Below are 24,499 nucleotides of genomic sequence, written 5' to 3'. Positions count from 1 at the left end.
CTCGCCTGCGGCCGCCGCGGATGACACCAACCATCCTGATGGTCCGCATCTACCCCCATTGGATCGCTCTACCTCCAAAGGTTCGGTCGTCTGGCTTTGCGCACCTCCACGCCTAGTTCATGATCGGCTTCGCGAGAGGGGTACGGCATGGAAGTGGTGTCAGGGGCAAATATACATCGGCTTGTGTCGCATCATGCGCTTCGCCCCACTCTCGCAATCGCGGCCATTCTCAATGCACTCGTCATCACGACACCGTCATATGCGCAGAGCATCGGCTATCTCGTGCCCGCGCCCGCAAAGGACAATGTACAGGCCAAGCCGAAATACGAATGCGACGCGCCGGATGCGCCGGTGATCACCCTCGATACGCAGAGCAAGTACAGGCAGGACGATGCCCAGCGAGCGACCATCGACGAAGAGGCCGAGGAAACCTATTCCGAAGCCGTGGAGCCGCTGCGCGCCTATGGCAAGACTCTGGCGCGGATCGCCAACGCCTATGTGAAATCCAGTCCGAAGAACACGGCCGCGGCGGCCTGCGCCCTGACCTGGCTCGATCAGTGGGCCTCGGCGAAAGCCATGACCGATCTGCGCTCGAAGCAGGCGCATTTCAATCTGGGCCAGGCGCTCGGCGGCTTCGCGCTGGCCTATCTGCAGGTCCGCAACGCTCCCGGCCTCGCGGACGATCAGAAGAAGCGCGTCGAAACCTGGCTCAAGACCCTGGGCCGGCAGATCGTCGAGGCGAAAGAGACAGGCAAGGGCGTCTCGGGCCGGAACAACCACCGCTACTGGGCGGGGCTGAGCGCCATTGCGGCGGGCATCGCCAGCGGCGACAGGCGGCTCACCGACTGGGGCATCGACAGCGCCCGGATCGGCCTCGCACAGGTCACACCGGAGGGCACGCTTCCGCTCGAGATCAACCGCGGCAAGCGCGCCCGCGACTATCACATCTTCGCCGCCGAGCCTTTGGTCGCCGCCGCGGAGCTCGCGCGCAGCCAAGGGGTCAATCTCTATGCCGAGCACGGCGGCGCCCTGACCCGGCTGGTGAAGCGCGTGGTGGAATCCCTCGATGATCCCGCCTTCTTCGAACAGGTCACAGGCGCCAAGCAGGAACCCTATCCCGGCGACGGCACCGTGCCGCCTCATCGCATCGCCTGGCTCGAGATCTATGGGAGCCGACATCCCTCGCCGAAGGCCGAGGCCGTGCTGAGCAGCAAGCGCCCCGTCGCCTCCAGCGGCATCGGCGGCAACACGACGCTGTTGTTCCACGACGGGGATTGATCGACGCGGACCATTTCGGGCTTTGTCTGAGAACCATTTTCTTCAGCAAGCGAGGTATGGATACAGATGGCCCCAACTCGCGTGGCCATCATGGTGCAGGTGTCATCCCGGTGGCCGCAGGCCGGGAAAGGCTCCACCCATACACTCGGCGCTATGGTTCTCTTCCCCTCCGCTGACACTCCGGCCGGGAATGACGCTGGAGCCGCCCCTCCGCCGTCATCCCCGTCCCCGGACTTGATCCGGGGATCAGACCCGGGGATCCACGCCTTTGCAGCGCTGCGGTTCCGAAGACGGGATGGCCGGTACGAGGCCGGCCATGACGCGGTGAGGCGAGTGTAATGTTCTATTTTTGTTCTTGACAAGGTTCCTAGCCTTAGCTATATCATTGCCTCAGATCTGCTCCTATCGAGGGCGCGCTCGCGAGGCGTCGCAGTGTGGGAGCAGGCACGGTCCCGTGAGGCTGACTCGCAATCGGCTTCGACGGGAGGCCCAGGATGTTTGGGTTGGTGGTCGGGATCGGTCGCAGGCCGCCGTCGCGCAGACGGTCACCGCCTGCGGCGGTTGACTGAGCCGGCCTCTCCTGTCCGCCTAAAGAAGCCGTGCGCGAAGAGGCACTCCGGCTCTTCCCAAATCACCACAGACATCGAGCCGGGCTGCCTGTCGCGCCACCCTCGATCAACTCACAGGCTCGCAGCGCAAGCTGCGGGCCCCACGGTGCTGGCTCTTTGACGGATCGACTTCCTATCCGCGCTGTCTCGCCAGACGGAGCGAAAGAAATCGGGAGAATAGTCTCGCTCTCGCTGTTACGGCGACCGCAATTACCTGCAGGAGACTGAAATTTACTCCTCCGCGCTCGACAAGAACGACGACCTGATGAAGATTTGCCCTAATACGACACCGGGGAACGCGAACCGAATGCAATGGTCAGGACAAGAGGGCGGCGGTAATGCGTCGACGATGGGGCTCCCACAAGGAACCGGCTGGCGCTCTTGCGGCCGTTCCCTCATGGCCTTCGCACTCACCCTCGGCCTGACCGGATGTGCCAACTTGAAGGGCACGCTGGTTCCTGTAGCCGACACGGTCCCCGGCGCTAGCAAGGTCGACATGCTGGTTGCCACGACCCGCATGCGCGCAACGGACCCGCAGGAATTCTATTCGGGCGGCCGCGGACCGGAACTGTCCTTTGCCGAATTCACGGTCTCGATCCCGCCGGCAGCGAGCCGCAAGCCAGGCGAGGTGCAGTGGCCGCAGAACGTTCCCGGCAATCCCGCGACGGATTTCGTAACCCTCAAGGCCGATGTGATCGACCGCAAGCAGGCCGTCGCCTGGTTCAACCGCACCGTCCGGACGGTGCCCCAGCGGCGCGTGCTTGTCTTCATCCACGGCTTCAATAACCGCTTCGACGATGCGGTCTTCCGCTTCGCCCAGATCGTGCATGATGCCGGCACGCCTGTGGTGCCGGTGCTGTTCACCTGGCCCTCGCGCGGCAGCGTGCTGGCCTATGGCTACGACCGGGAGAGCAACACCTATTCCCGCAATGCCCTCGAGAGCACATTGAAGGCCCTGGCCAGTGACCCGGCGGTCGGCGAGATCTCGATCCTCGCACATTCCATGGGCAATTGGGTGACCCTGGAAGCGCTGCGCCAGATGGCGATCCGCGACGGGCGGGTCGCGCCCAAGATCCGCAACGTGCTCCTCGCCGCTCCCGACGTGGACGTCGACCTGTTCCGCGAGGCCGTTCTGGACATGGGCAAGTCCCGTCCGGGCTTCACCCTCTTCGTCTCCCAGGATGACAGAGCGCTTGCCGTCTCCCGCCGGCTATGGGGCGATGCGGTACGGCTCGGTGCGATCGATCCGGATCAGGAGCCCTATCGCAGCGAGTTGGATAAGTCCGGCATTACCGTCCTGAACCTTTCCAAGCTCAGGACCGGCGATCCCCTGAACCATTCCAAGTTCGCCGAAAGTCCGGAGGTCGTGCGCATTATCGGCCGGGAACTGGCCGAGGGGCAGACCTTGACGGATTCGCGCGTCGGCGTCGGCGACAGGATCATTCAGGTCACGGCCGGTGCCGCGGCGGCCGTCGGCACGGCGGCGGGTCTTGCCGTCTCCGCCCCGGTTGCGGTGATCGATCCGCGGACCCGCGAGAATTTCCAGGGGCATGTCGAGGGGCTCGGGCAGGCCGTGTCGGGAACGCTCACGCCTTAGCGCGTCTACACTCCTCCCGAAGAGAACCTGCGCTCGGTGTTTTCCTGAACGGACTTCAGGTGTTCTCCTAATTCCGCTTTTGCGCTGCCACCCTAAGCTCTCTCGCATGGGATCGGATTCCGCCCACGCAGGGTTCCGGGGACGTCAGCCCAAGCTGGCCAAAGGAGTGCTCCATGGATCTCCACAACAGCCACAACATTCACAAATGCGTCGCCGAAGGCATCGGCACCTTCTGGCTCACCTTTGGCGGCTGCGGCAGCGCGGTGATCGCCGCAGGCTTTCCGCAAGTCGGGATCGGATTGCTCGGCGTCTCGCTCGCCTTCGGCCTGACCGTGCTCACCATGGCCTATGCCATCGGCCACATCTCGGGCTGCCATCTCAACCCGGCGGTGACCGTCGGCCTGGCGGCGGGCGGCCGCTTCCCGAAGCAGGATATCGCGCCCTACATCGTCTCCCAGGTGATCGGCGCCATCATCGCGGCCTTCGTGCTCTACCTGGTCGCCTCCGGCGCTCCCGGATTCGATCTGTCCAAGGGCTTTGCCGCCAATGGCTACGGTGCGCATTCGCCCGGCCAGTACAGCCTGGTCTCCGGCTTCGTGGCCGAGGTTGTGCTGACCATGATGTTCCTGTTCATCATCATGGGCGCGACCCACGGCAAGGCGCCGGCGGGCTTTGCTCCCATCGCCATCGGCCTTGGGCTGACGCTGATCCACCTCGTCGGCATTCCGATCACCAACACCTCGGTGAACCCGGCCCGCAGCACCGGTCCGGCGCTGTTCGTCGGCGGCTGGGCGCTGGCGCAGCTCTGGCTGTTCTGGGTCGCACCGCTGATCGGCGGTGCGCTCGGCGGCATCCTCTACCGCTGGCTCAGCGAGGAACCCTCCGCGCAGGTGACGGGCGTCACGCCGCCGGCTCCGGCCGAGTGAGGCCAATCCGACGGGCTCCGTGGAGACAAGGAAGAGCGTGATGCTCAGAGCCACTCTTGCAACGCTCGCATCGATGGGAGCCGCCATGTCGGCCCAAGCACAAAACCTCCCCGCCGATGAACTCGCCCGCCGCGCTATCGAGCGGCGGGCCGTCGAGGCCGCTATTTGGGGCATGCCGGCGGTCAACACCGACTTGATGCGCCAGGAGATGCTGACCAAGACCGCCGGCAAGGTGAACCAGGTCATCTATTGGGGCCGCCCGCTCGATTGGCGTAACCAGACCCTTACCCCCAATCCCGACGTCATCTACTTCATGGTGTTCTTCGACACCAAGGAAGTCGGCCCCGTCGTGCTCGAGATCCCGCCGGGAGACGCCAGCGCGTCCCTCACCGGAAACATCATGACCGAGTGGCAGGTCGCGCTCGAAGATGTCGGCCTGCTTGGCATTGACAGAGGCGCGGGCGGCAAGTTCGTGATCGTGCCACCGGATTACAAGGGGACGGTCCCCACCGGCTACACGGCGCTGTCCTCCGACACCTACGGCGCCTACGCTCTGCTGCGTTCGAACATGAAGAGCCACGGCGACGCTGACGTGGCCGCATCGATTGCCTATGGCAAGCGTGTGAAGGTCTATCCCCTGTCGGCAGCGGCCAACCCACCGGAGACGATCTTCACCGACGTGAAGGATATCACCTACGACAGTACCATTCGCTACAACGCAAGCTTCTTCACCAACCTCAACCGCATCGTGCAGAACGAGCCCTGGATCGAGCGCGATCGGGCGATGATCGACCAACTGCGCACCATCGGCATCGAGAAGGGAAAGCCCTTCGAACCGAGCGAGGCGACGCAGAGGATCCTCACCGCTGCCATCGACGAGGCGAAGGCAATCCTTGAGCAACGCTACGATGCCGGCTTCCCGCCGTTCTTCGCGAACAGCCATTGGACATACCCGACTCTGCAGGAGGCCATCGAAGGGCAAGGCACGGGCTATGCGGAACACGACAAATACGCAGTCGATGCCCGGGCTCTGCTCTATACCTATGGCTACATCTCCATCAAGCGCCCAGGCACCGCACAATTCTACCTGATCTCCATCCGTGACAAAGACGGTGAGGGTTTCGACGGCGGGAAGACCTACCGCCTGCGCGTACCGACGAACGCGCCAGTGCAGCAATACTGGTCTGTGACAGCTTACGACCGGGAGACACACGCTCTCATCAAGAACATGGATCGTGCCAGCCGCGCCTCGAACGCTGCCGAGATCCAGAAGAATGCCGATGGTTCGGTCGACATCTATTTCGGCCCGAAGGCTCCGGCTGGAAAGGAAGCGAACTTGGTGCCAACCGATCCGCAACGCGGCTTCGAACTGATGTTCCGCGTCTATGGGCCGAAGAAGGAGTTCTTCGACAAGGTTTGGACACTGCCGGACGTGGAGAAGGTCGCGGTGCAGTAATCGGAGGAAGGGTGATGACCGAATTGGCCGCAAGAAAGATCGATACCGCGCACGAGAGCCATTACGTGTTCGAGCGGGGCTTTCCGACGGCAAAGACCGCGCGGCAGGCCTATGACGATACTGATCTCAATCGTGCCATCCAGGCCTATCGGTTCTTTTATCCGACCGTATCCATGGAGGCTACGTTCCAGGGCACGCGCGATGCGGGTGCTGCCGACAACAAGGGTGGCCTGATCCTGGCGGGCGGTCCCCGGCATGTCCTCTTCACCGGGAACTCGGATACGCCCTACATGGGTGGAGTGCTCAACCTGAAACAGGCCGGGCCAATGGTGATCGAGTTGCCGCCCGGCGCTTATCTCGGCATCGTCAACGATCACAATTTCGGCTGGGTGCAGGATATCGGCCTCCCCGGCCCGGATGCCGGCAAGGGCGGCAAGCATCTCATCCTGCCGCCGGACTACACAGGTGAGGTGCCCACCGGCTACATCCCGGCTCAGTCAAAGACGAACTTCGTCCTGGTTGGCGCCCGGGCACTGCCACCCAACGGCGATATGAAGGCGGGGCTCGAAGCCCAGCGCAAGATACGCGTTTATCCGCTGTCACAGGCCGCCAACCCTCCCGCCTACGAGTACGTGGACAGGACAAACGATTAGGTCGACATCACGTTGCTGCGCTGGGAGGACAACATCCAGTTCTGGGAAAGGCTGCACAAGGTCTTGCAGGAGGAGCCGGCCCTGGAAGAGTTTCGCCCGATGACCGGTATGCTCGCAATGCTCGGCATCGAGCAGGGCAAGCCGTTCGCGCCGGATGCTCGCATGAAAGGGCTTCTCGAACGGGCAGCGAGAGATGGACGTGCCCAGATGCTTGTCGCCGGCTTTGCCAGTTCGCGTCCCGACCGCTTCGTCTGGCCGGACCGCAAGTGGGAATACGCGACCCTGCGTTATGAGAACGGTGACTTCGAACTGCCGACCGGAATCGACCTGGAGGCGCGCGATCGCTGGTTCTCGCAGGCCGTCGGAATGTCCCCCAAGATGGTGCTGCGTACACCAGGTGCCGGATCGCTCTACTGGCTCGGGCTGCGCGACAAGGACGGCGCGTATCTCGACGGCGGGAAAACCTATCGCCTGAGCGTGCCACAGCCCGTGCCGCAGAAACTGTTCTGGTCGGTCACCGTGTACGACAGCGAGACGCGCTCGCAGATTCAGACCGATCAGGACAAGGCCGCACTGCGCTCGCTGGTCGAACTCAAGGATGTGCCGAAGACCGGGACCACCGATCTCTACTTCGGCCCTGCCGCACCTGCGGGCAAAGAGGGGCAGTGGATCAAGACCAAACCCGGCAAGGGCTGGTTCGTCTATTTGCGCCTGTACGGACCGGACGGACCTGCCTTCGATGGAGGCTGGAAGCCCGGCGACTTCGAGGAGGTTCGCTAACGCACTGACGAGATGGAGAACGCCATGGGCTTTCAGCTGCAGAGCAGCACCCGACATCATCGACTGGTCCACCTTCGTCGTCACCGGCTTGGTGATCGCCGGGGTCGGGCTCGCCTTCACGGGAACGATTCCGCCCGCCGGCATCTGCGCATGGAGTTCCTGCGCACCGATACCATCCTGAATTACGTGGCATGGAGAACATGAGATCATGACCATCGCCGAACTCGACACGACCATCGCTGCGCCCGTCCAACGGGATGCCCCCGATCCGAACATGGTGTGGCTTTCCGGTGGTACGTTCCGGATGGGCTCGGACACGCACTATCCCGAAGAGGCGCCGGTGCACCGCGTCACCGTCGACGGGTTCTGGATCGACCGGACGCCGGTCACCAACCGCGACTTCCGGCGCTTCGTCGAGGCGACCGGCCATGTCACGATCGCGGAGCGCAAGCCTGACCCTAAGGATTATCCCGGCGCGCTGCCGGAGATGCTGAAGGCGGGCTCCCTCGTCTTCACGCTGCCGGATTATCCGGTCGATCTGCGGGACTGGAGCCAATGGTGGGCCTTCACCTTCGGGGCGACCTGGCGCCGGCCCTATGGCCGCGGATCGTCGATCAAGGGCCTCGACGATCACCCGGTCGTGCACGTCGCCTATGCCGATGCCGAGGCCTACGCCGCCTGGGTCGGCAAGAGCCTGCCGACCGAGGCCGAATGGGAATACGCCGCCCGCGGCGGGCTCGACGGGGCGGAATTCGCCTGGGGCGACGAGTTCACGCCGGACGGCCGGCCCAGGGCCAACACCTGGCAGGGAGCGTTCCCGTTTCAGAACAAACGCGAGGACGGCTACGAGCGCACCTCGCCGGTGACCGCCTTTCCGCCGAATGCTTATGGCCTGCACGACATGATCGGCAATGTCTGGGAATGGACCTCGGACTTCTACACGCCGAAGCATCCCGCCGACGCTCCCAAGGCCTGCTGCATTCCCGAAAACCCGCGCGGCGGGCGGGAGACCGACAGCTACGATCCGTGCCAGCCGCAGATCCGCATCCCACGCAAGGTGCTGAAAGGCGGCTCGCACCTGTGCGCCCCGAACTATTGCCGCCGCTATCGGCCGGCCGCCCGTCACGCGCAACCCGTCGACACATCGACGAGCCATATCGGCTTCCGATGCGTGGTGCGACGAGGACGAGACGCATGAGTGCACAAACGGATTCAAGAAGTGCACGGATCATCGCCTGGGTCGGGATCGCCCTCGTCGCGATCCTGAGCGTGCTCGGCGCCATCTGGTACGGCTTCTCGACCGATGTGCAGCAACGCATCTGGCACGACATCGTCGAACGGCCGAGCGGCCCCATGGCGTTCCGGTTCCTGCTTCAGCCGACGATGGCTTTCATCGCCGCGCTGCATGACGGCGTCAACGATGCACGGCTCGGGCGTTCGCCCTATTTCTGGACGATCCTGATCGATCCCACGCGGCGCACCGACCGGCTGCGTGAGGGCTTCCTGTCGACCAGTCGCATCATCGTGCTCGGTCTCGGGATGGATGCGATCTACCAGTACAAGGTCCTGAACGAATTCTATCCGGGCGAGATGGTTCTTGTGGCCCTGCTGCTCGCCTTCATCCCCTATCTCCTCCTGCGCGGGCCGATCGCGCGGATCGCCCGCCGGTGGCTCGCGGGCAAATCCACCGGTCCGGTATCGTGAGGAACGCATCATGTCGGCCGCTGCGATCCCATATTCGCCCACCAGTGCAGGAGACACCGCGATGAGCCGCGGCGATGCCGAAATGCTCTTCGAGCACGCGCCGCCGCTCGGCCTTCAACGGCGACTGGGCCTTCTCGGATCGGACGATCTTGCCTTCCGCCGCCGCGCGCTGATGGTGATCCTGGCCGCCTGGATGCCTCTCCTCGTCCTTGCAGTTCTGCAAAGCGCGTGGGCTCGTGTGGATCTCATCACTCCAGTCCTTCGGGAAGTCGGGTTACACACGCGCTATCTCATTGCCGCGCCGCTGCTGGTTCTCGCCGAGGCGACCTGCGTACCGCAGCTCAATGCCATCGTCCGCCACATCAGCGATGGCGGGTTCGCCGACGAACGCGACCGCGGTCGTCTGGACGAGGCGATTGCCTCAACGCGCAGGCTGTTGCGATCCAGGGCGGCCGAAATCTGCGTGTTCGTGCTGGCGTACCTGATCGTACTGGCGACGATTCTTTCGCGTCCGCTCGATCAGTTGCCGGTTTGGGCCCAGCCCGTGGGCGGAATGCCGCGGTATTCTCTGGCCGGCTGGTGGCACATGCTGGTGAGCCTGCCGCTGCTGCTGGCGCTAATCCTCGGCTGGCTCTGGCGGCTCGCATTGTGGACACGGCTGCTGTGGCACGTCTCGCGGCTGAAGCTCCGGCTTGTCGCATCCCATCCCGACCGCCGCGCGGGCCTGAGCTTCCTCGGTCTTTCGGTCCGCGCGCTTGCGGCGGTTGGGCTGGCGCTGGCGATCATCCCCGCGGGCCGATCGGCGAATGTGGTGCTCGGCGGTAGCGTGCTGCCGACCCCTCACATCGTCTTCAATGTCGCCCTATTGCTGGCGATCGCTGCGCTGTTCATTGCGCCGCTCCTGGTCTTCACCCCGACGTTGATGCGGACCTGGCGGCAGGGCGCGTTGGCTCATGACGCACTTGCGGAACGGATTGGACATGCCTTCGAGCACCGATGGCTCGCCCGGAAGGCGGAAGAGGATGCACGCGACCCGTCCGACTTCTCCGCCGTTGCCGACCTCTATGCGGTCGTGGAGAACGTGCATGCGATCCGGCTGGTGCCTGTCGGCCTCAAGGACCTGCTCGCGCTCGCAGTCGCGCTGCTGCTGCCGTTCGTGCCGGTGCTGCTGCTGGCGGTACCGCGCGACGTGATCTGGGCCCACATCAGCAGCCTGCTGTTCTGAGGAGAGACGCAGATACGCGTGACGACGACTGGACGAGACAGGAGAGAATGTCAGCCGAGGGTATCTAAGCGCTAAAGGGAGGAACGAGATGGCGAAAAAGTCTGGCAAGCCGAATATCCTGGTCATCTGGGGTGACGACATCGGCGTTCACAACATCAGTGCCTACAATCACGGCATCATGGGCTACCGGACGCCTAACATCGATCGCCTCGCGACCGAAGGTGCTCTGTTCACCGACGCCTATGCGCAACAAAGCTGCACCGCCGGGCGAGCGTCCTTCATCCTGGGACAGCACCCGTTCCGGACCGGTCTCCTGACCATCGGCATGCCGGGCTCCGAGCACGGGATCCCCGACTGGACTCCGACCATCGCGGATCTGCTCAAAGAGCAAGGCTATGCGACCGGTCAGTTCGGCAAGAATCATCTCGGCGACCGCGACAAGCACCTGCCGACGGTGCACGGTTTCGACGAGTTCTTCGGCAACCTCTATCACCTCAATGCGGAGGAGGAGCCGGAAACCTATTACTATCCGAAGAATCCGGAGTTCAGAAAGAAATTCGGCCCGCGCGGCGTTCTGCATGCCTGGTCCGACGGCAAAGGCGGCCAGAAGATCGAGGATACCGGCCCGCTCACGACAAAGCGCATGGAAACGATCGACGACGAAATCCACGACGCTGCCACGAAGTTCATCGACCGATCGGTCAAGGACGGAAAGCCGTTTTTCGTCTGGTTCAACACGACACGCATGCACGTGTGGACTCATTTGCGCAAGGAAAGTCTCGGGCGTACTGGAATCGGAATCTATCCGGACGGGATGATGGAACTTGATGATCACGTCGGCGTGCTGCTCAAGCAGCTCGACGATCTGGGGATCGCGGACAACACCATCGTCGTCTTCTCGACCGACAACGGCGCCGAGACGTTCTCTTGGCCGGACGGTGGCTGCACACCGTTCCACGGCGAGAAGGGCACGACCTGGGAAGGCGGCTTCCGCGTGCCGCTGCTGGTGCGGTGGCCGGGCGTCATCAAGCCGGGCACGGTCTACAACGACATTATCTCGCAGGAAGATTGGATGCCGACCTTCGTCGCCGCGGCCGGTGAGCCGGATGTCGTAGAGAAGCTGAAGAAGGGGTACAAGGCCAACGGCCGCGAGTTCAAGATACACGCCGACGGCTACAACTTCCTGCCGTACTTCAAGGGCGATGCGAAGAAGGCACCTCGCGAGGAAATCTATTACTTCGCGCAGGGCGGCGAGCTCAACGCAATCCGCGTCCAGGATTGGAAGATCCACTTCGCGACTCAGGTCGGAAACATCGCAACCGGCACGCGCTCCACGCCGGGATGGCCGCTCCTCGTGAATTTAAGGGCCGACCCCTACGAAAAGGGACCGAGCGAGGCCGATCTTGGCTACCTGCGCTGGTATGGCGACAACCTATGGACCTTCGTGCCGGCGCAGGGGTTCATCAAGAAGTTCCTGTCGACGATCCCGGAATACCCGTTCCAGGAAGGCAGCAGCCTCAATGCGGCAGGCATCAACTACAACACCTTGAAAGCGGCTGGAGCGCTCAAGCGCCTCGAGCAACTGGAGACCATCGCACTGCCTGGAAGCTGAAGCCAGCGGACAGATACCAGCAAAATGATTGAACCAAATCGGGAGACCATCATGTCGAAGAAGCCGTTCAAGGGTGTCATCAAGCTCGATGTTCGCGACTCTACGCCGGACTGGGGACCTTTCACGCTGCCCAAGGCGCCTGAGGGATCGCCGAACGTCCTGATCATCCTCTACGACGACACCGGACAGGCCGCATGGTCGCCCTTCGGTGGCGCCATCAGCATGCCGACCTTGGAGAGGCTCGCCGAGCGCGGACTGACCTACTCGCAGTGGCACACCACGGCGCTCTGCTCACCCACGCGCTCGACGTTCCTGACGGGGCGCAATCACCACCTCAACGGCTGCTCCTGCATCACCGAGGGCGCGCAGGGCTTCCCGGGCTGGAGCGGTCGCCTGCCGGCCGAATGCGCGACGATCGGGCAGGTGCTCCAGGATTCCGGCTGGAGCACGTTCTGGCTCGGCAAGAACCACAACGTGCCCGAGCAGGACATCGCCGCCGGCGCGAGCCGCTCGGAGTGGCCGCTGCAAAAGGGGTTCGACCGCTTCTACGGCTTCCTCGGCGGCGAGACGAACCAGTGGTACCCGGACCTCGTCGAGGACAACCGATTCATCGACCAGCCGTACTCGCCGGAGGAGGGCTACCACCTCTCCAAGGACCTTGTCGACCAGGCCTTGCAGATGATCCGCGACCAGAAGGCCAGCAATCCGTCGAAGCCATGGTTCATGTGGCTCTGCCCCGGCGCCAACCACGCTCCACACCATGCGCCGCAGGAGTACATCGACAAGTACAGGGGGAAGTTCGACAGCGGCTACGAGGCCTATCGCGAATGGGTGCTGCCGCGGATGATCGAGAAGGGCCTTCTGCCGAAGGATACGAAGCTCACTCCGCTCAACCCGCTTCCGGGAGAGGTGGCCAACCCAGGCGATGCCGTCCGGCCGTGGGATTCGCTGAACGCGGACGAGAAGAAGCTGTTCGCGCACATGGCCGAGGTCTATGCCGGATTCTCCGAATATACCGACGTGCAGATCGGTCGCTTGATCGACTACCTTGAGCAGACCGGCCAGCTCGACAACACCATCGTCTTCTACTGCTCCGATAACGGCGCCTCCGGCGAGGGCAGCCCGAACGGCTCGGTGAACGAGAACAAGTTCTTCAACAACTATCCGGACGAATTGTCCGAGAATATGAAGTATCTGGACGTTCTCGGCGGCGTGGAGACCTACAACCACTACCCAACGGGCTGGGCGGCAGCGTTTTCCACGCCGTACCAGATGTTCAAGCGCTACTCGGAATATGCCGGCGGCACCTGCTGCCCGCTGGTCATCTCCTGGCCGAAGGGCATCAAGGCCAAGGGCGAGGTGCGCAACCAGTATCACCACTCGACCGATATCGTGCCGACCATCCTCGATGTCTGCGGCCTGGAGATGCCCAAGGTCTATCGCGGCATCGAGCAGTACCCACTGTCCGGAGTCTCCATGCGCTACTCGTTCGAGGCGAAGCCCGACGCGCCGACGCAGAAGAAACGCCAGTACTATGCGATGCTCGGCACCCGCGGCATGTGGGAGGATGGCTGGAAGGCCGCGGCCCTTCACGCCCCGCTGACTGGAAAGGGCAACTTCGACAAAGACGAGTGGGAGCTGTACCACACCGACGTCGACCGCTCGGAATCGACGGATCTGTCGAAGCAGCATCCCGACAAGCTCGAGGCGCTGATCAAGGCGTGGTTCGAGGAGGCGGAAAAGAACAACGTGCTGCCGCTCGACGACCGCAGCGCTGCCGAGCTTCTCGGCGTGGAGCGCCCGAGCGAGGAGACGCCACGGGAGCGCTACATGTACTATCCTGGCACCTCGCCGGTTCCGGAAGGTGTCGCGGTCAACGTACGCGGGCGTTCGTACAAGATCCTGGCCGACGTCGAGATCACCGACCCTGACTGCTCGGGTGTGATCTTCGCGCATGGCTCGCGGTTCGGCGGCCACAGCCTGTTCATCAAGGACAGGAAGCTCCACTACGTCTACAACTTCCTCGGCATCAAGCCGGAGCAGAAGTTTGTGTCCGAGGAGCTCACGCCGGGCAAGTATACGCTCGGCATGGAGTTCATCCGCGACAAGGCCGGGAAGTATGGCGAGTCGATCGGCAAGACCACACTCTACGTGAACGACCGGATCATGGCGCAGGGGAACATGAAGACCCAGCCCGGCAAGTTCACGCTGTCAGGCGATGGCCTGTGCATCGGCCGCGACAGCGGTGACGCGGTGAGCGAGGAGTATACGACACCCGCCGCGTTCAAGGGCGGGACGATCAAGTTCGTCGGCGTCACCGTCGAGAAGACGCGGTACCTCGATCTCGAGAAGCTGGCTGCGGCCGCCATGGCTGTTGACTGAGGAGTTCGACCAAACCGTCGGGCGGTTCCGCAGTCGGTACCGCCCGGCACCATAGGGAGATCAGATGAGATGAGTCCCATTACCGCACAGTCCGATCCCGACAGGATCTCCGTCGAGCTGTCCTCGCGCCGAACCGGCATGTCTTTCCAGCGCACGCGGATGAGCGCCGACCGGACCCTGATGTCCGTGATCCGCACGTCGCTCTCGCTGATCAGCTTCGGATTCACGATTTATCAGGTCTTCGAGAAGCTCCGTGAGGCCGGAACGATCGCGCACGCAGGGGCGTCCCGCAATTTCGGTGTTGTTCTCGTCGCGCTCGGCATCGCGATGCTCGTCATCGGCATCATCTATCATGTGCAGTTCATGATCGGCCTGCGCGAGGAGCGCAAGGCGATGAAGGCCGCCGGCCTCGTTCATGCCGAAAGCAGATTCCCACCGTCGCTCACTCTGATCACCGCCATCGTCCTTCTCGTCGTCGGCGTGGCGGCCATCGTGAGCATGCTCTTTCAGGTCGGGCCTTTCGGTTGAGGAGGGACCGCGCCCGACTGCTCGAACCCCCTCCGCTTTAGGGAGCCGATCATGGCAAGACAGCCTAAACCGCAGAACGGCAAGCCCAACATCCTCATCATCTGGGGTGACGACATCGGCTGGTTCAACATCAGCGCCTATAACCACGGCATCATGGGGTATCAGACCCCCAACATCGACCGTATCGCCAGAGAAGGCGCGATGTTCACCGACTGGTACGGCCAGCAGAGCTGCACGGCCGGCCGCGCCGCCTTCATCACCGGACAGTCGCCGATCCGCACCGGCCTCACCAAGGTGGGCCTCCCCGGCGCCGATCTCGGCCTGCGGCCGGAGGATCCGACCATCGCGGAACTCCTCAAGCCACTCGGCTACACCACTGGCCAATTCGGCAAGAACCATCTCGGCGACCGCGACGAGTTCCTGCCGACGGTGCACGGCTTCGACGAGTTCTTCGGCAACCTTTACCACCTCAATGCCGAGGAAGAGCCTGAGAACCCGGACTATCCCAAGGATCCGAAGTTCAAGGAGAGGTTCGGCCCACGCGGCGTCCTGCATTGCTGGGCCAAGCCGGACGGCACTCAGAAAATCGAGAATACCGGCCCGCTGACACGCAAGCGCATGGAAACGGTGGACGAGGAGTTCCTGGATGGAGCCCTCAAGTTCATCGATAAGGCCAACGCGGACGGTAAGCCGTTCTTTGTCTGGTGGAACTCGACCCGGATGCACGTCTTCACCCACCTGAAGAAGGAGTCGGATGGCGTGACGGGTTTGGGCCTCTATCCCGACGGCATGGTGGAGCATGACGGGCATGTGGGCCGCTTGCTCGGCAAGCTCGATGAACTCGGCATCGCCGACAACACCATCGTCATGTACTCGACCGACAACGGTGCCGAATGCCTGAGCTGGCCTGACGGTGGCTGGACACCGTTCCGCGGCGAGAAGGACACCAACTGGGAAGGCGGCTGGCGCGTGCCGTGCATGATCCGCTGGCCGGGCAAGATCAAGCCGGGAACCGTCTCCAACGAGATCGTGTCGCATACGGATATGCTGCCGACGCTGCTCGCCGTCGCGGGTGAACCCGATATCGTCGGGAAGCTCAAGAAAGGGCACAAGGCCGGCAACAAGACCTTCAAGGTCCATATCGACGGCTACAACATGCTGCCTTTCCTGAAGAAAGAGGAGAAGGAGAATCCGCGGAAGGCTTTCTTCTACTGGAGCGACGATGGGGACTTGATGGCGCTGCGCTACGAGAACTGGAAGATCCACTTCATGGAGCAGCGCGCCAAGGGCATGTCGGTCTGGCAGGAACCATTCGTTCCCTTGCGGTTCCCAAAACTCTTCAATCTTCGAAGCGACCCGTTCGAGCGGGCCGATGAAGATGCCACCATGTTTTATGCCAAATGGGCAGCCGACCGCATGTTCCTGATCGTGCCCGCACAGGTGGTCGTCGGTATGTTCCTCAAAACCTTCGAGGAATTCCCGCCACGTCAGCGGCCGTCGAGCTTCAGCATCGACGAGGCTCTCGAAAAGGCGCGAGAGAAGCAGAACGCCATGGCCGCCGCTGCCAGCGGCAGCCCCGCCAGGATCGCTGCCGAGTAGGTCAGCTGTTGTTAGCCTGTAAGACATGGAGCAATAGCAGATGTCATCAGCGAAGCATATGCGACCACGATCTTCAGTCGTCGTATGCATCCAAGCTGAGAACAGCCTCATCCAAGGTCCGGTGACACCTCATCGCCGGACCGGATGCTGCATCCGAAGAACGAAGGGTACCGCTCGAGGCACGCGTCTTCGCCCTCTGCCGATGCTCAATCGGGTTACAACGGGGAACGACGGGCTTCCCGATTGTGTCAAGCCGATTGAATCAGGAGCATCTCCAGGTGGGAGACACGCTCGGCGTCTACCATCCCGCCCAGGGGTTGAAGTTGATCACGTTCGCCAGCGAGGCGAAGGGTTTGCTGCAGGCCACGTGATAATCGCCCGTCAGCCCCTTCGTTCCGTCGAGATCGTTCTGAAACTCCACTCGTTTGATGCGATCGCTTGGCAGGATCGGCTGCTTGCAGGCTTGGCACGAAGGGCCGCTCCACCCGCCATAAGAAAACTTATCGTCGAGAAACACGCCACTCTCCAAACTTTGTTCACGCCACGCTTGTCTTGGGAACCGCTGTCGCAGACTGACACGCGAGGCCGGTTGCCAGATGCCGACAACGTTGCGTCACGCCACTTGTTCCGGTCGCCTCGCCTGCCGCGAACAAGAAAACAGCCAGGTATGTCAAAGCTTTACAAGGAGGAGCATCGCTATGGCTAAATCGCCTAAAGACCGCAAGCCGAACATTCTCGTCATCTGGGGGGATGACATCGGCATCTCAAATTTGAGTTGCTACTCGCACGGACTCATGGGCTACAAGACGCCCAATATCGACCGCCTTGCTCGCGAGGGCATGATGTTCACCGACTCCTATGGTGAGCAATCCTGCACCGCCGGGCGCTCGGCCTTCATCACCGGACAGAGCGTCTACCGTACGGGGCTATCCAAGGTGGGCATCCCCGGCGCACCCATCGGCATGAACGAGAAGATCATCACGATCGCGGCGGCCCTCAAGAACCAGGGCTATGCCACCGGCCAATTCGGCAAGAACCATCTCGGCGATCTCAATCATATGCTGCCGACCAACCACGGCTTCGACGAATTCTTCGGCAATCTCTACCACCTCAACGCCGAGGAAGAGCCGGAAATGGATGACTATCCTTCGGCGAAGGATTTCCCGGAGTTCCGCGAGAAATTCGGGCCACGCGGTGTCATCCACTCCTGGGCGACGGATAAGGACGACACCACCGAGATGCCGCGCTGGGGAAAGGTCGGCAAGCAGAAGATCGAGGACACCGGCCCGCTCAACCGGAAGCGCATGGAGACCTGCGACGACGAGTTCATTGCTGCCGCCAAGGACTTCATCAAGCGGCAGGAGGAGACCGGAAAGCCATGGTTCGTATGGCTCAACACGACGCACATGCATCTCTATACGCACACGAAGCCTGAGAGCCGTGGGCAAGCGGGGCGCTGGCAGTCAACCTATCACGACACCATGATCGACCATGACAAGAATGTCGGCGAGATGCTCGACTTCCTCGACGAACTCGGCATCGCCGACGATACCTTCGTGCAATACTCGACCGACAATGGGCCGCATCGCAACTCCTGGCCGGATGGCGGCACCACTCCATTCCGTAGCGAGAAGAACACCAACTGGGAAGGCGCTTTCCGTGTACCGCTGCTGGTGCGCTGGCCGGGCAAGATCGAGGCCGGCTCGATCAGCAACGAGATCGTGCAGCATCACGACTGGCTGCCGACTTTCCTGGCCATGGCCGGAGATCCGGATGTGGTCGACAAGCTGAAGAAAGGGCATCAGGCTATCGGGCGGACATACAAGAACCACATCGACGGCTACAACCTGCTGCCGTACCTGACCGGCGAAACCGAGAAGAGCCCGCGAAACTTCTACTTCTACTTCAGTGATGACGGCGACACACTAGCGATCCGCATGGACAACTGGAAGATCACATTCATGGAGCAGCGCACCCCCGGCCGCCTGGCCGTCTGGCGCGATCCGTTCGTGCGGCTGAGAGCTCCAGTTATCTATAATCTTCGCACCGATCCTTATGAATACGCAACCATCACTTCGAATACTTATGACGATTGGATGATGCAGCACGCCTATCTGATCTATGCAGTGCAGGCGGTTGCAGCGAAGTTCGCGGAGACGTTCCGGGAGTTCCCAGCCGTCCAGAAGCCGAACACCTTCACCATCGACGATGCCATGGCGAAGATGTCCGAAGGAGCGAGCGGCGACTGAATAAAGCCGGTCGGGCGGCAATCCCGCCGCCCGACCACGATGAGAGACGAGGTTTGAGCATGGCGGATCGACTGCTCCCATCCTGGAATGAAGGACCGGCGAGGTCCGCCATTCTCGACTTCGTGGCACGCGTGACGATGGAAGGCGGGTCGGACTATGTTCCGCCGTCTGAGCGCATCGCAACCTTTGATAATGACGGCACCCTGTGGTGCGAGCAGCCGTTTCAGACACAGATCTTCTTTCTGATCGATCGCATCCGCGAGCTTGCCGTGCACGATCCCTCGATCAAGGAACGGCAGCCATTCAAGGCTTTCATCGAGCGCGATCACACGGCCCTGCATGCACTCGGAAAACAGGGCGTCATGGAGCTCTTTGCCGCCACTCATACCGGAATGAGCGAAGACGAGTTCGATCATCTCGCACGAACTTGGTTTGCTTCCGCGAAGCACCCTCAACTCGGGTGCCTGTTCAAACAATGCATCTACCAGCCGCAAATCGAGCTGCTCCAATACCTACGCTCGAACAACTTCAAGACCTACATCGTCTCGGGCGGCGGCATCGACCTGATCAGAGCCTTTTCCGAGGAGGCTTACGGCATTCCACGCGAGCAGGTGATCGGATCGAGCGCGAAACTGCGCTTCGAAATCCAGAATGGCCGCGCCGTATTGACGAAGATCGGCGAACTCAACAGCTTCGACGACCGCGAGGTGAAACCTGCCAATATCGGCCTCCACATCGGACGACGCCCGATCCTCGCCTTCGGCAACTCCGATGGCGACTTGGCGATGCTGCGCTACACATTGGCAGGCTCCGGGCCGAGGCTCGCGCTGCTGCTGCATCACGACGATGGCGAGCGGGAATTCGCTTACGACCGGGAATTCCGCCTGAGCCCTTTGGTCGAGGCCCTCGACAAGGCAGATGAGTACGGGATCACCGTGATCGGCATGAAGGAGGCCTGGAAAGCCGTCTTCCCGAGCGCAGCTACAGAAAAGCGGCCCTCGTCATGACCCAATCGGAGGTGCCAGTGAAGGAATGGCTGATCACCAGCACGGAATATGCCATATTCCTGATCGACGCGATGGCGCTCGTTATCGTGCTCTTTGGCACGATCGAGGCCTTCGCCTCGGGCTTGCGCATGATGTTCGCCGGAACGATGACGAACGCCGCGCGGCGCGAGGTCTGGCTTCGTTATGCCCGCATTCTCGTCGCCGGGCTGACCTTTCAGCTCGGCGCGGACATCATCGAAACATCGATCACGACCGGTTGGGAATCCGTCGCCAGGCTCGGCGCCATTGCCGTGATCCGCACCTTCCTCAACTTCTTTCTGGAACGCGACCTGACCGAAATCCGGGAACTCCAGCACGAGAGAGCCGAGGAGCGGAAAAGGGAATCGAGAGGAGCCTAGGATGAACCGCCGGCAATTGCTCTCATGGATCGGAACCGGCCTTCTGGCCCTCTGGCTACCGCTGGCCCCGGTTCATGCGCAACCCGACCCTCTCCCATCCTGGAATGACGGGCCAGTCAAGCAGGCCATCGTCGACTTCGTCGGACGCGTGACCCGCGAGGGCGGACCCGATTTCGTTCCGCCGCCCGAGCGCATCGCGACCTTCGACAATGACGGCACCCTCTGGGCCGAGCAGCCGATCTATTTCCAGGTCGAGTTCGCTCTCGATGAGATCAGGCGGCTCGCCCCGCAGCGGCCTGAGTGGAAAGACAAGGAGCCGTTTCTCTCCGTGGTCGCAGGAGATCTGAAAAGTATCTTGGTCGCGGGAGAGAAAGGCCTGCTCGAGATCATGGCCGTGACCCATTCCGGCATGCCCATCGACGAGTTCACGAAGGCGGTAAGGGACTGGCTCGCCACGGCGCGTCATCCGACCAAAAACCGTCCCTACACGGACCTCGTCTATCAGCCGCAGATCGAGCTGTTGAGCTATCTGCGGGCCAACGGCTTCAAGACCTTCATCGTGTCCGGCGGAGGCGTGGAGTTCATGCGCGTCTTCGCGGAACGCATCTACGGGATCCCGCCCGAGCAGGTGATCGGCTCATCCGGCGTAACAAAGTTCGAGATCGGTGCAGACGGCAAGCCGACGATCCTGAAGGAGCCCGAGATTGAGTTCATCGACGACGGTCCAGGCAAGCCGGTCGGCATCAACCGCTTCATCGGACGCCGTCCGATCTTCGCCTTCGGCAACTCGGACGGCGACCTCCAGATGCTGCAATGGACGGCAGCGGGCAATGGCCCACGCTTCATGGGTATCGTCCATCACACCGACGCCGAGCGCGAATGGGCCTATGACCGGCAGTCACATGTCGGCAGGCTCAACAAGGCCCTGGACGAGGCGACCGCGCGCGGCTGGACGCTCGTCGACATGAAAAGAGACTGGCGTATCATCTTCCCCTAAGCGGAACGGCGCGGCCTCTAGAGCATCGGACCCAAAAGTGGACCCACTTTTGGGTCCGATGCTCCACTCTTTGAAGAGCGCATCGTGCGGAAAAGTGGACCCGGTTTTCCGCACGATGCGCTAGCCGAAGGAAAGGCCCGCCGCACGCCATCATGGGGCGTAGAGCTCCATTCCTGTGAAGGTAGACCGATGCATGGATCTTTCCGGGAAACGTCGCTCCTCCATTCTTGTCTTGCCCCCCTGCTCTGCCTCGGGCTGCTCCTGACGGGAATTGGCGAGGCGAATTCTCAGGAGCCACCTCAACGGGAACTGGTCGTTGCCACCAAGGAAGCCGCGCCCTTTTCCATGAAGGCGCCCGATGGCACCTGGAGGGGCATCAGCGTCGAACTCTGGCATCGGATCGCCGAGCAGGCGAAGCTTCGATACAGGTTCGTCGAGGAGCCCACAGTCCAGGGGCTTCTCCAAGGCACGGCAGCCGGACGCTACGATGCGTCGGTGGCCGCGCTCACCATCACGGCGGAGCGTGAACGGATGCTCGATTTCAGTCATCCGTTCTATCTCAGCGGGCTTGGGATCGCCGTTCCCTCTGCATCGCCCAGCGCCTGGACGCTGATCGTCCGCACGTTGACGTCGGTCGGCTTCGTCCAGGCGATCCTGGCTCTCATTGGCCTGACACTTGCGGTCGGACTGCTGATCTGGTTCCTCGAGCGCCGCCACAATGAGGATTTCGGCGGCGGCGCAATCAAGGGGCTCGGTACGAGCATCTGGTGGTCCGCCGAGGCCATGACTCAGGCCAGCACCGGATACCTAGCCCCAAGAACGGGCCTCGGCCGTGCCCTAGCCGTTCTGTGGATGGTCGCATCGATCGTCGCCATCGCCGTGTTCACCGCAAGCGTCACCTCGACCCTGACCGCAGGCAAGCTGCAAGGGCTGGTCACAACCGTCGGCGACCTCGCATCGGCCCGTGTCGGGGCTGTCCAGGGATCTTCGACGGAGGAATATCTCATCTCCCGCCGCATCTCCTACCAAAGGTTTCCGACACCTCACGACGGCCTGACTGCCATCCGGAACGGCACGCTGGACGCCTTCGTCTACGACAAGCCCCTGCTCGCCTGGATCGTGCGCGAGCAGTTCTCCTCGTCCGCCGCAATGCTCGATGTCACCTTCGACCAGCAGATGTACGGCATCGCCTTGCCTCTCGGCAGCGGGCTGCGCAAGCCGATTGACGTCGTGATGCTCGATACGATCCAGGGAGAGTGGTGGCGCCAGACGCTCTTCACCTATCTCGGCGAGCGGTAAGAGTCCGGCGGCCGGTTCAATATTTTGCCGTGACCGCTCGTGGAGCGGCCGGAGGGGCATGCCCGCCAAGAGGGAACCCCAACGAGAACAGGCCGATGGTACCTTGTGGCCGATTCTCGACGTCGACCTCGCGCAACACCTTGATCCGGGTCGAGACCGGTGTGCCGGCAACGGTGAAGTCGTAGCCGGCGGTGGCGCCCACCGCAGTCACCCGGCCCTTGAAGGGGCCGATCCGGTTGCCCGCGCCGCCGTCGTCGGAGACCTGGTCGTAATAGCCCGCGAGAAGTCCGACCGAGAACTCCTTGGTCAGGTGCTTGCTGATCGAGACATCGAAGTGGAAGGCATTGCCGCTTCGGTAGTCGGTCTCCGGGTTCTCGCCGTTGAACTCGAAGCCGACGGCGCCCGAGAGGTCGAGGCCGAGTTCCGGATCGAGCCAGGTGAGCGCAGCATAGACGTCACCGATCCAGCGGTTGAAGGCAAGGTTCGAGAGCTCACCCTCCTCGTAGCCGCCAGCCGGAATGTTGACGGTGGCGCCGATTGACCAGTGGAACTTGCCCGCATCCCAGCCGATGAGGCCGGCCACCAAGGGATCGCCCAGGACGAACGAGGCGTCCCGCTGGCTGAAGGCGAAGGTCCGTCCTAGCCGTGGCGCCTCGATCAAGATGCCCGCGCTGACCCGCGGCACGCCGAATGGCAGGCTGAGGCCAAAGCCGACACGCCCGCCGAGGATCTCCAGCGGCGTGATCCAGGTTGCCGTCAAGAAGTCCGCCCGAACCTCCGTCTTCACGTCCGCCAGCACCGCGCCGCCGATCTGGATCTGACGGCCGCCGGTGAGTTCGCCGGAATAGGCGAAGAAATCGTTGGCGAAATAGAAGCCGGGTGGCGGAACGATGCCTGCTCCGGGGCCATGGCCGCCCGGGATGAAGAGGCTTGCGCCCCCTTCCGTAGCTTGCGCCGATCCCCAGCCAAGCCCGCCCAGCAGCGACAGGAAACCCAGTGCCACGAAGCGGAAGGGCCGTGCGCTTCGTATGCTTCCGGCGGGTCCTGGGGCGGCTGTCGTCTGAGGCGTGGGATCAGATGGCATGAGTATTCAGGCTCCCAATCGGGATGAGGACTGCTTCCTTTGCTGATGTCGGCTCAATGCCGGTTTTCGCCCTCATCGTCGCCATCGTCGCTTATGATCTGGCTTCTGCGGGGGACGCGGGTCACCTTTGGGGGATCACTGGCCGGAAAGGTCTCCTCCAGTTCCTCGTCCAGTTCGCGTTCGAGCGCTCTGCGCTCCTCGTCATCTGACTTGATCGGTTCTTTCGGCATCGAACCTCCCCGTCGATCGCATGGCGAACAAAAGAGCTGGCGGGCTTCTGACCTTCACCCCGGCAACCCTTTTCAGGCCAGCATCTTTCGCCACGCCCAATGAAGCAATCCCCGGCGTGGTCGAATAAACCCCGAGATCGTCAAAAAAATACCCTGAGAAGGGGGGAAGAGCCTGCATCGGGCGAGTTGCATCAAGGCTCGACGAGCTTGTTGCGGATCGCGTATCGTACCAAGGTCGCTGTCGAATTGACGTTGACCTTGCGCATGGCCGACGCCCGATGGCTTTCGACGGTCTTCAAATTGAGACCGAGGATCTGGGCCACCTCCTTATTGCTATGGCCTTCTGCGATGAGTTGAACAACTCCGCGCTCACGTGCAGTCAACGCGCCATCAGCAGCATGTCCCTGAGAGAGGAAAGCGTTCAGGAGAGCTTCGGAGACGCGTCCGGTGAAGAACGGCTTGTGCTGGGATAGTGATTCAACTGCCGCGATCAGGAACTTGCGGGCGTCGGATTTCAAAAGGTAACCACGAGCTCCGGCCTCAAGCAGTTCGCGCATCAGCAGCTCGCTCTCATGCATGGTGAAGATCAGAACTTCCGTCTGCGGCCGGATGGCGCGAATTTCCCGCGTTGCATCAACGCCATTGAGGTAGGGAAGCTGGTAATCAAGAATGGCGACATCCGGTCTGGTCTCGACAACCAGTTCAACAGCCTTGCGGCCATCCTCCGCCTCGGCGACCACCTCCCATCCGGGTTGACTGCTCAGGATGGTAAGAAGTCCGGAACGGACCACGTCATGATCATCGGCAATCAGGATGCGCGTCATGGCGGATTGCACCCTCCCCGCAATGACTTCTTATAGCCTAAAAGCTCCACAGCGGAACTCAGG

Annotated in this window: 22 protein-coding genes; 18 read left to right on the top strand and 4 right to left on the bottom strand. The window is 62.4% G+C overall.

Annotated elements, in window-relative coordinates; genetic code table 11:
- The first annotated feature begins 147 nt into the window (after nucleotides 1-147).
- From JO965_RS10085 to JO965_RS10025, 13 genes are all read left to right on the top strand, one after another.
- The gene (locus JO965_RS10085; protein WP_203443499.1) at nucleotides 148-1,278 is read left to right on the top strand and encodes an alginate lyase family protein; all 1,131 of its coding nucleotides are present in this window, start codon (nucleotides 148-150) and stop codon (nucleotides 1,276-1,278) included.
- A 957-nt stretch (nucleotides 1,279-2,235) separates the two neighbouring features.
- Entirely contained in the window at nucleotides 2,236-3,483 is a 1,248-nt protein-coding gene (locus JO965_RS10080; protein ID WP_203443498.1) for an alpha/beta hydrolase, read from the top strand.
- Nucleotides 3,484-3,656: 173 nt separating this feature from the next.
- The gene (gene aqpZ, locus JO965_RS10075; protein ID WP_203443497.1) at nucleotides 3,657-4,409 is read left to right on the top strand and encodes an aquaporin Z; all 753 of its coding nucleotides are present in this window, start codon (nucleotides 3,657-3,659) and stop codon (nucleotides 4,407-4,409) included.
- A 40-nt stretch (nucleotides 4,410-4,449) separates the two neighbouring features.
- Nucleotides 4,450-5,865 carry a DUF1254 domain-containing protein gene (locus tag JO965_RS10070; protein ID WP_203443496.1) on the top strand — a complete coding sequence of 472 codons (1,416 nt, stop codon included), beginning with the start codon at nucleotides 4,450-4,452 and terminating at the stop codon, nucleotides 5,863-5,865.
- Between the two features lie 14 nt (nucleotides 5,866-5,879).
- The gene (locus JO965_RS10065) at nucleotides 5,880-6,518 is read left to right on the top strand and encodes a DUF1254 domain-containing protein (RefSeq protein WP_203443495.1); all 639 of its coding nucleotides are present in this window, start codon (nucleotides 5,880-5,882) and stop codon (nucleotides 6,516-6,518) included.
- 12 nt (nucleotides 6,519-6,530) lie between these two features.
- A complete protein-coding gene (locus tag JO965_RS10060) occupies nucleotides 6,531-7,298 on the top strand; it encodes a DUF1214 domain-containing protein (RefSeq protein WP_203443494.1) in 768 nt (255 codons plus the stop codon).
- 208 nt (nucleotides 7,299-7,506) lie between these two features.
- A complete protein-coding gene (locus JO965_RS10055; RefSeq protein WP_203443493.1) occupies nucleotides 7,507-8,496 on the top strand; it encodes a formylglycine-generating enzyme family protein in 990 nt (329 codons plus the stop codon).
- Nucleotides 8,493-9,002 (top strand): hypothetical protein, encoded by a 510-nt coding sequence (locus JO965_RS47785; protein WP_246776793.1) that lies wholly within the window; start codon nucleotides 8,493-8,495, stop codon nucleotides 9,000-9,002. Before JO965_RS10055 ends, JO965_RS47785 begins: the two co-directional genes overlap by 4 nt.
- Before the next feature lie 61 nt (nucleotides 9,003-9,063).
- Nucleotides 9,064-10,227 carry a hypothetical protein gene (locus JO965_RS10045; RefSeq protein ID WP_203443492.1) on the top strand — a complete coding sequence of 388 codons (1,164 nt, stop codon included), beginning with the start codon at nucleotides 9,064-9,066 and terminating at the stop codon, nucleotides 10,225-10,227.
- Nucleotides 10,228-10,315: 88 nt separating this feature from the next.
- Nucleotides 10,316-11,839 (top strand): arylsulfatase, encoded by a 1,524-nt coding sequence (locus tag JO965_RS10040; protein WP_203443491.1) that lies wholly within the window; start codon nucleotides 10,316-10,318, stop codon nucleotides 11,837-11,839.
- Between the two features lie 51 nt (nucleotides 11,840-11,890).
- Nucleotides 11,891-14,221 carry an arylsulfatase gene (locus JO965_RS10035; RefSeq protein WP_203443490.1) on the top strand — a complete coding sequence of 777 codons (2,331 nt, stop codon included), beginning with the start codon at nucleotides 11,891-11,893 and terminating at the stop codon, nucleotides 14,219-14,221.
- A 69-nt stretch (nucleotides 14,222-14,290) separates the two neighbouring features.
- Entirely contained in the window at nucleotides 14,291-14,749 is a 459-nt protein-coding gene (locus tag JO965_RS10030; RefSeq protein ID WP_246776792.1) for a YidH family protein, read from the top strand.
- Between the two features lie 51 nt (nucleotides 14,750-14,800).
- The gene (locus tag JO965_RS10025) at nucleotides 14,801-16,348 is read left to right on the top strand and encodes an arylsulfatase (protein ID WP_203443489.1); all 1,548 of its coding nucleotides are present in this window, start codon (nucleotides 14,801-14,803) and stop codon (nucleotides 16,346-16,348) included.
- Nucleotides 16,349-16,646: 298 nt separating this feature from the next.
- On the opposite strand, the gene JO965_RS10020 is transcribed toward JO965_RS10025, so the two are convergent.
- Nucleotides 16,647-16,865, bottom strand: coding sequence for a hypothetical protein (locus JO965_RS10020; RefSeq protein ID WP_203443488.1), 219 nt, complete (start codon nucleotides 16,863-16,865; stop codon nucleotides 16,647-16,649).
- Between the two features lie 181 nt (nucleotides 16,866-17,046).
- Here JO965_RS10020 and JO965_RS10015 point away from each other — a divergent pair, with 181 nt between their 5' ends.
- The 5 genes from JO965_RS10015 (at nucleotide 17,047) to JO965_RS09995 (ending at nucleotide 22,298) form a co-directional block, all read left to right on the top strand.
- Entirely contained in the window at nucleotides 17,047-18,597 is a 1,551-nt protein-coding gene (locus JO965_RS10015) for an arylsulfatase (protein ID WP_203443487.1), read from the top strand.
- Nucleotides 18,598-18,656: 59 nt separating this feature from the next.
- The gene (locus tag JO965_RS10010) at nucleotides 18,657-19,604 is read left to right on the top strand and encodes an HAD family phosphatase (protein ID WP_203443486.1); all 948 of its coding nucleotides are present in this window, start codon (nucleotides 18,657-18,659) and stop codon (nucleotides 19,602-19,604) included.
- Nucleotides 19,601-20,002, top strand: coding sequence for a DUF1622 domain-containing protein (locus JO965_RS10005; RefSeq protein WP_203443485.1), 402 nt, complete (start codon nucleotides 19,601-19,603; stop codon nucleotides 20,000-20,002). The genes JO965_RS10010 and JO965_RS10005 overlap by 4 nt, the downstream gene beginning before the upstream one ends.
- A gap of 1 nt (nucleotide 20,003) precedes the next feature.
- Nucleotides 20,004-20,999 (top strand): HAD family phosphatase, encoded by a 996-nt coding sequence (locus JO965_RS10000; protein WP_203443484.1) that lies wholly within the window; start codon nucleotides 20,004-20,006, stop codon nucleotides 20,997-20,999.
- A 189-nt stretch (nucleotides 21,000-21,188) separates the two neighbouring features.
- Nucleotides 21,189-22,298: a transporter substrate-binding domain-containing protein gene (locus tag JO965_RS09995; protein ID WP_203443483.1), complete on the top strand. Its 1,110-nt coding sequence runs from the start codon at nucleotides 21,189-21,191 to the stop codon at nucleotides 22,296-22,298.
- A 16-nt stretch (nucleotides 22,299-22,314) separates the two neighbouring features.
- On the opposite strand, the gene JO965_RS09990 is transcribed toward JO965_RS09995, so the two are convergent.
- The 3 genes from JO965_RS09990 to JO965_RS09980 form a co-directional block, all read right to left on the bottom strand.
- Nucleotides 22,315-23,382: a transporter gene (locus JO965_RS09990; protein ID WP_203443482.1), complete on the bottom strand. Its 1,068-nt coding sequence runs from the start codon at nucleotides 23,380-23,382 to the stop codon at nucleotides 22,315-22,317.
- 53 nt (nucleotides 23,383-23,435) lie between these two features.
- On the bottom strand, nucleotides 23,436-23,612 hold the full coding sequence (locus JO965_RS09985; protein ID WP_203443481.1) for a hypothetical protein: 177 nt from the start codon (nucleotides 23,610-23,612) through the stop codon (nucleotides 23,436-23,438).
- Between the two features lie 191 nt (nucleotides 23,613-23,803).
- Complete coding sequence (locus JO965_RS09980; RefSeq protein ID WP_203443480.1) at nucleotides 23,804-24,436, bottom strand: response regulator transcription factor; 633 nt, start codon at nucleotides 24,434-24,436, stop codon at nucleotides 23,804-23,806.
- Nucleotides 24,437-24,499 lie beyond the last annotated feature (63 nt).

The sequence above is a fragment of the Microvirga sp. VF16 genome (genome assembly GCF_016864375.1).
Taxonomy (GTDB): Bacteria; Pseudomonadota; Alphaproteobacteria; order Rhizobiales; family Beijerinckiaceae; genus Microvirga.
The sequence above is the reverse complement of the archived record's forward strand: the minus strand, read 5'-3'. Positions and strand labels throughout refer to the sequence as shown.

Coding starts and splice junctions, on each gene's coding strand:
- JO965_RS10005 (WP_203443485.1), top strand. CDS start 19,601: ATGACCCAATCGGAGGTGCCAGTGAAGGAATGGCTGATCACCAGCACG.
- JO965_RS10040 (WP_203443491.1), top strand. CDS start 10,316: ATGGCGAAAAAGTCTGGCAAGCCGAATATCCTGGTCATCTGGGGTGAC.
- JO965_RS10010 (WP_203443486.1), top strand. CDS start 18,657: ATGGCGGATCGACTGCTCCCATCCTGGAATGAAGGACCGGCGAGGTCC.
- JO965_RS09980 (WP_203443480.1), bottom strand. CDS start 24,436: ATGACGCGCATCCTGATTGCCGATGATCATGACGTGGTCCGTTCCGGA.
- JO965_RS10015 (WP_203443487.1), top strand. CDS start 17,047: ATGGCTAAATCGCCTAAAGACCGCAAGCCGAACATTCTCGTCATCTGG.
- JO965_RS10025 (WP_203443489.1), top strand. CDS start 14,801: ATGGCAAGACAGCCTAAACCGCAGAACGGCAAGCCCAACATCCTCATC.
- JO965_RS09995 (WP_203443483.1), top strand. CDS start 21,189: ATGCATGGATCTTTCCGGGAAACGTCGCTCCTCCATTCTTGTCTTGCC.
- JO965_RS47785 (WP_246776793.1), top strand. CDS start 8,493: ATGAGTGCACAAACGGATTCAAGAAGTGCACGGATCATCGCCTGGGTC.
- JO965_RS10030 (WP_246776792.1), top strand. CDS start 14,291: ATGAGTCCCATTACCGCACAGTCCGATCCCGACAGGATCTCCGTCGAG.
- JO965_RS09990 (WP_203443482.1), bottom strand. CDS start 23,382: ATGCCATCTGATCCCACGCCTCAGACGACAGCCGCCCCAGGACCCGCC.
- JO965_RS10070 (WP_203443496.1), top strand. CDS start 4,450: ATGCTCAGAGCCACTCTTGCAACGCTCGCATCGATGGGAGCCGCCATG.
- JO965_RS10045 (WP_203443492.1), top strand. CDS start 9,064: ATGAGCCGCGGCGATGCCGAAATGCTCTTCGAGCACGCGCCGCCGCTC.
- JO965_RS10065 (WP_203443495.1), top strand. CDS start 5,880: ATGACCGAATTGGCCGCAAGAAAGATCGATACCGCGCACGAGAGCCAT.
- JO965_RS09985 (WP_203443481.1), bottom strand. CDS start 23,612: ATGCCGAAAGAACCGATCAAGTCAGATGACGAGGAGCGCAGAGCGCTC.
- JO965_RS10035 (WP_203443490.1), top strand. CDS start 11,891: ATGTCGAAGAAGCCGTTCAAGGGTGTCATCAAGCTCGATGTTCGCGAC.
- aqpZ (WP_203443497.1), top strand. CDS start 3,657: ATGGATCTCCACAACAGCCACAACATTCACAAATGCGTCGCCGAAGGC.
- JO965_RS10055 (WP_203443493.1), top strand. CDS start 7,507: ATGACCATCGCCGAACTCGACACGACCATCGCTGCGCCCGTCCAACGG.
- JO965_RS10085 (WP_203443499.1), top strand. CDS start 148: ATGGAAGTGGTGTCAGGGGCAAATATACATCGGCTTGTGTCGCATCAT.
- JO965_RS10000 (WP_203443484.1), top strand. CDS start 20,004: ATGAACCGCCGGCAATTGCTCTCATGGATCGGAACCGGCCTTCTGGCC.
- JO965_RS10080 (WP_203443498.1), top strand. CDS start 2,236: ATGGGGCTCCCACAAGGAACCGGCTGGCGCTCTTGCGGCCGTTCCCTC.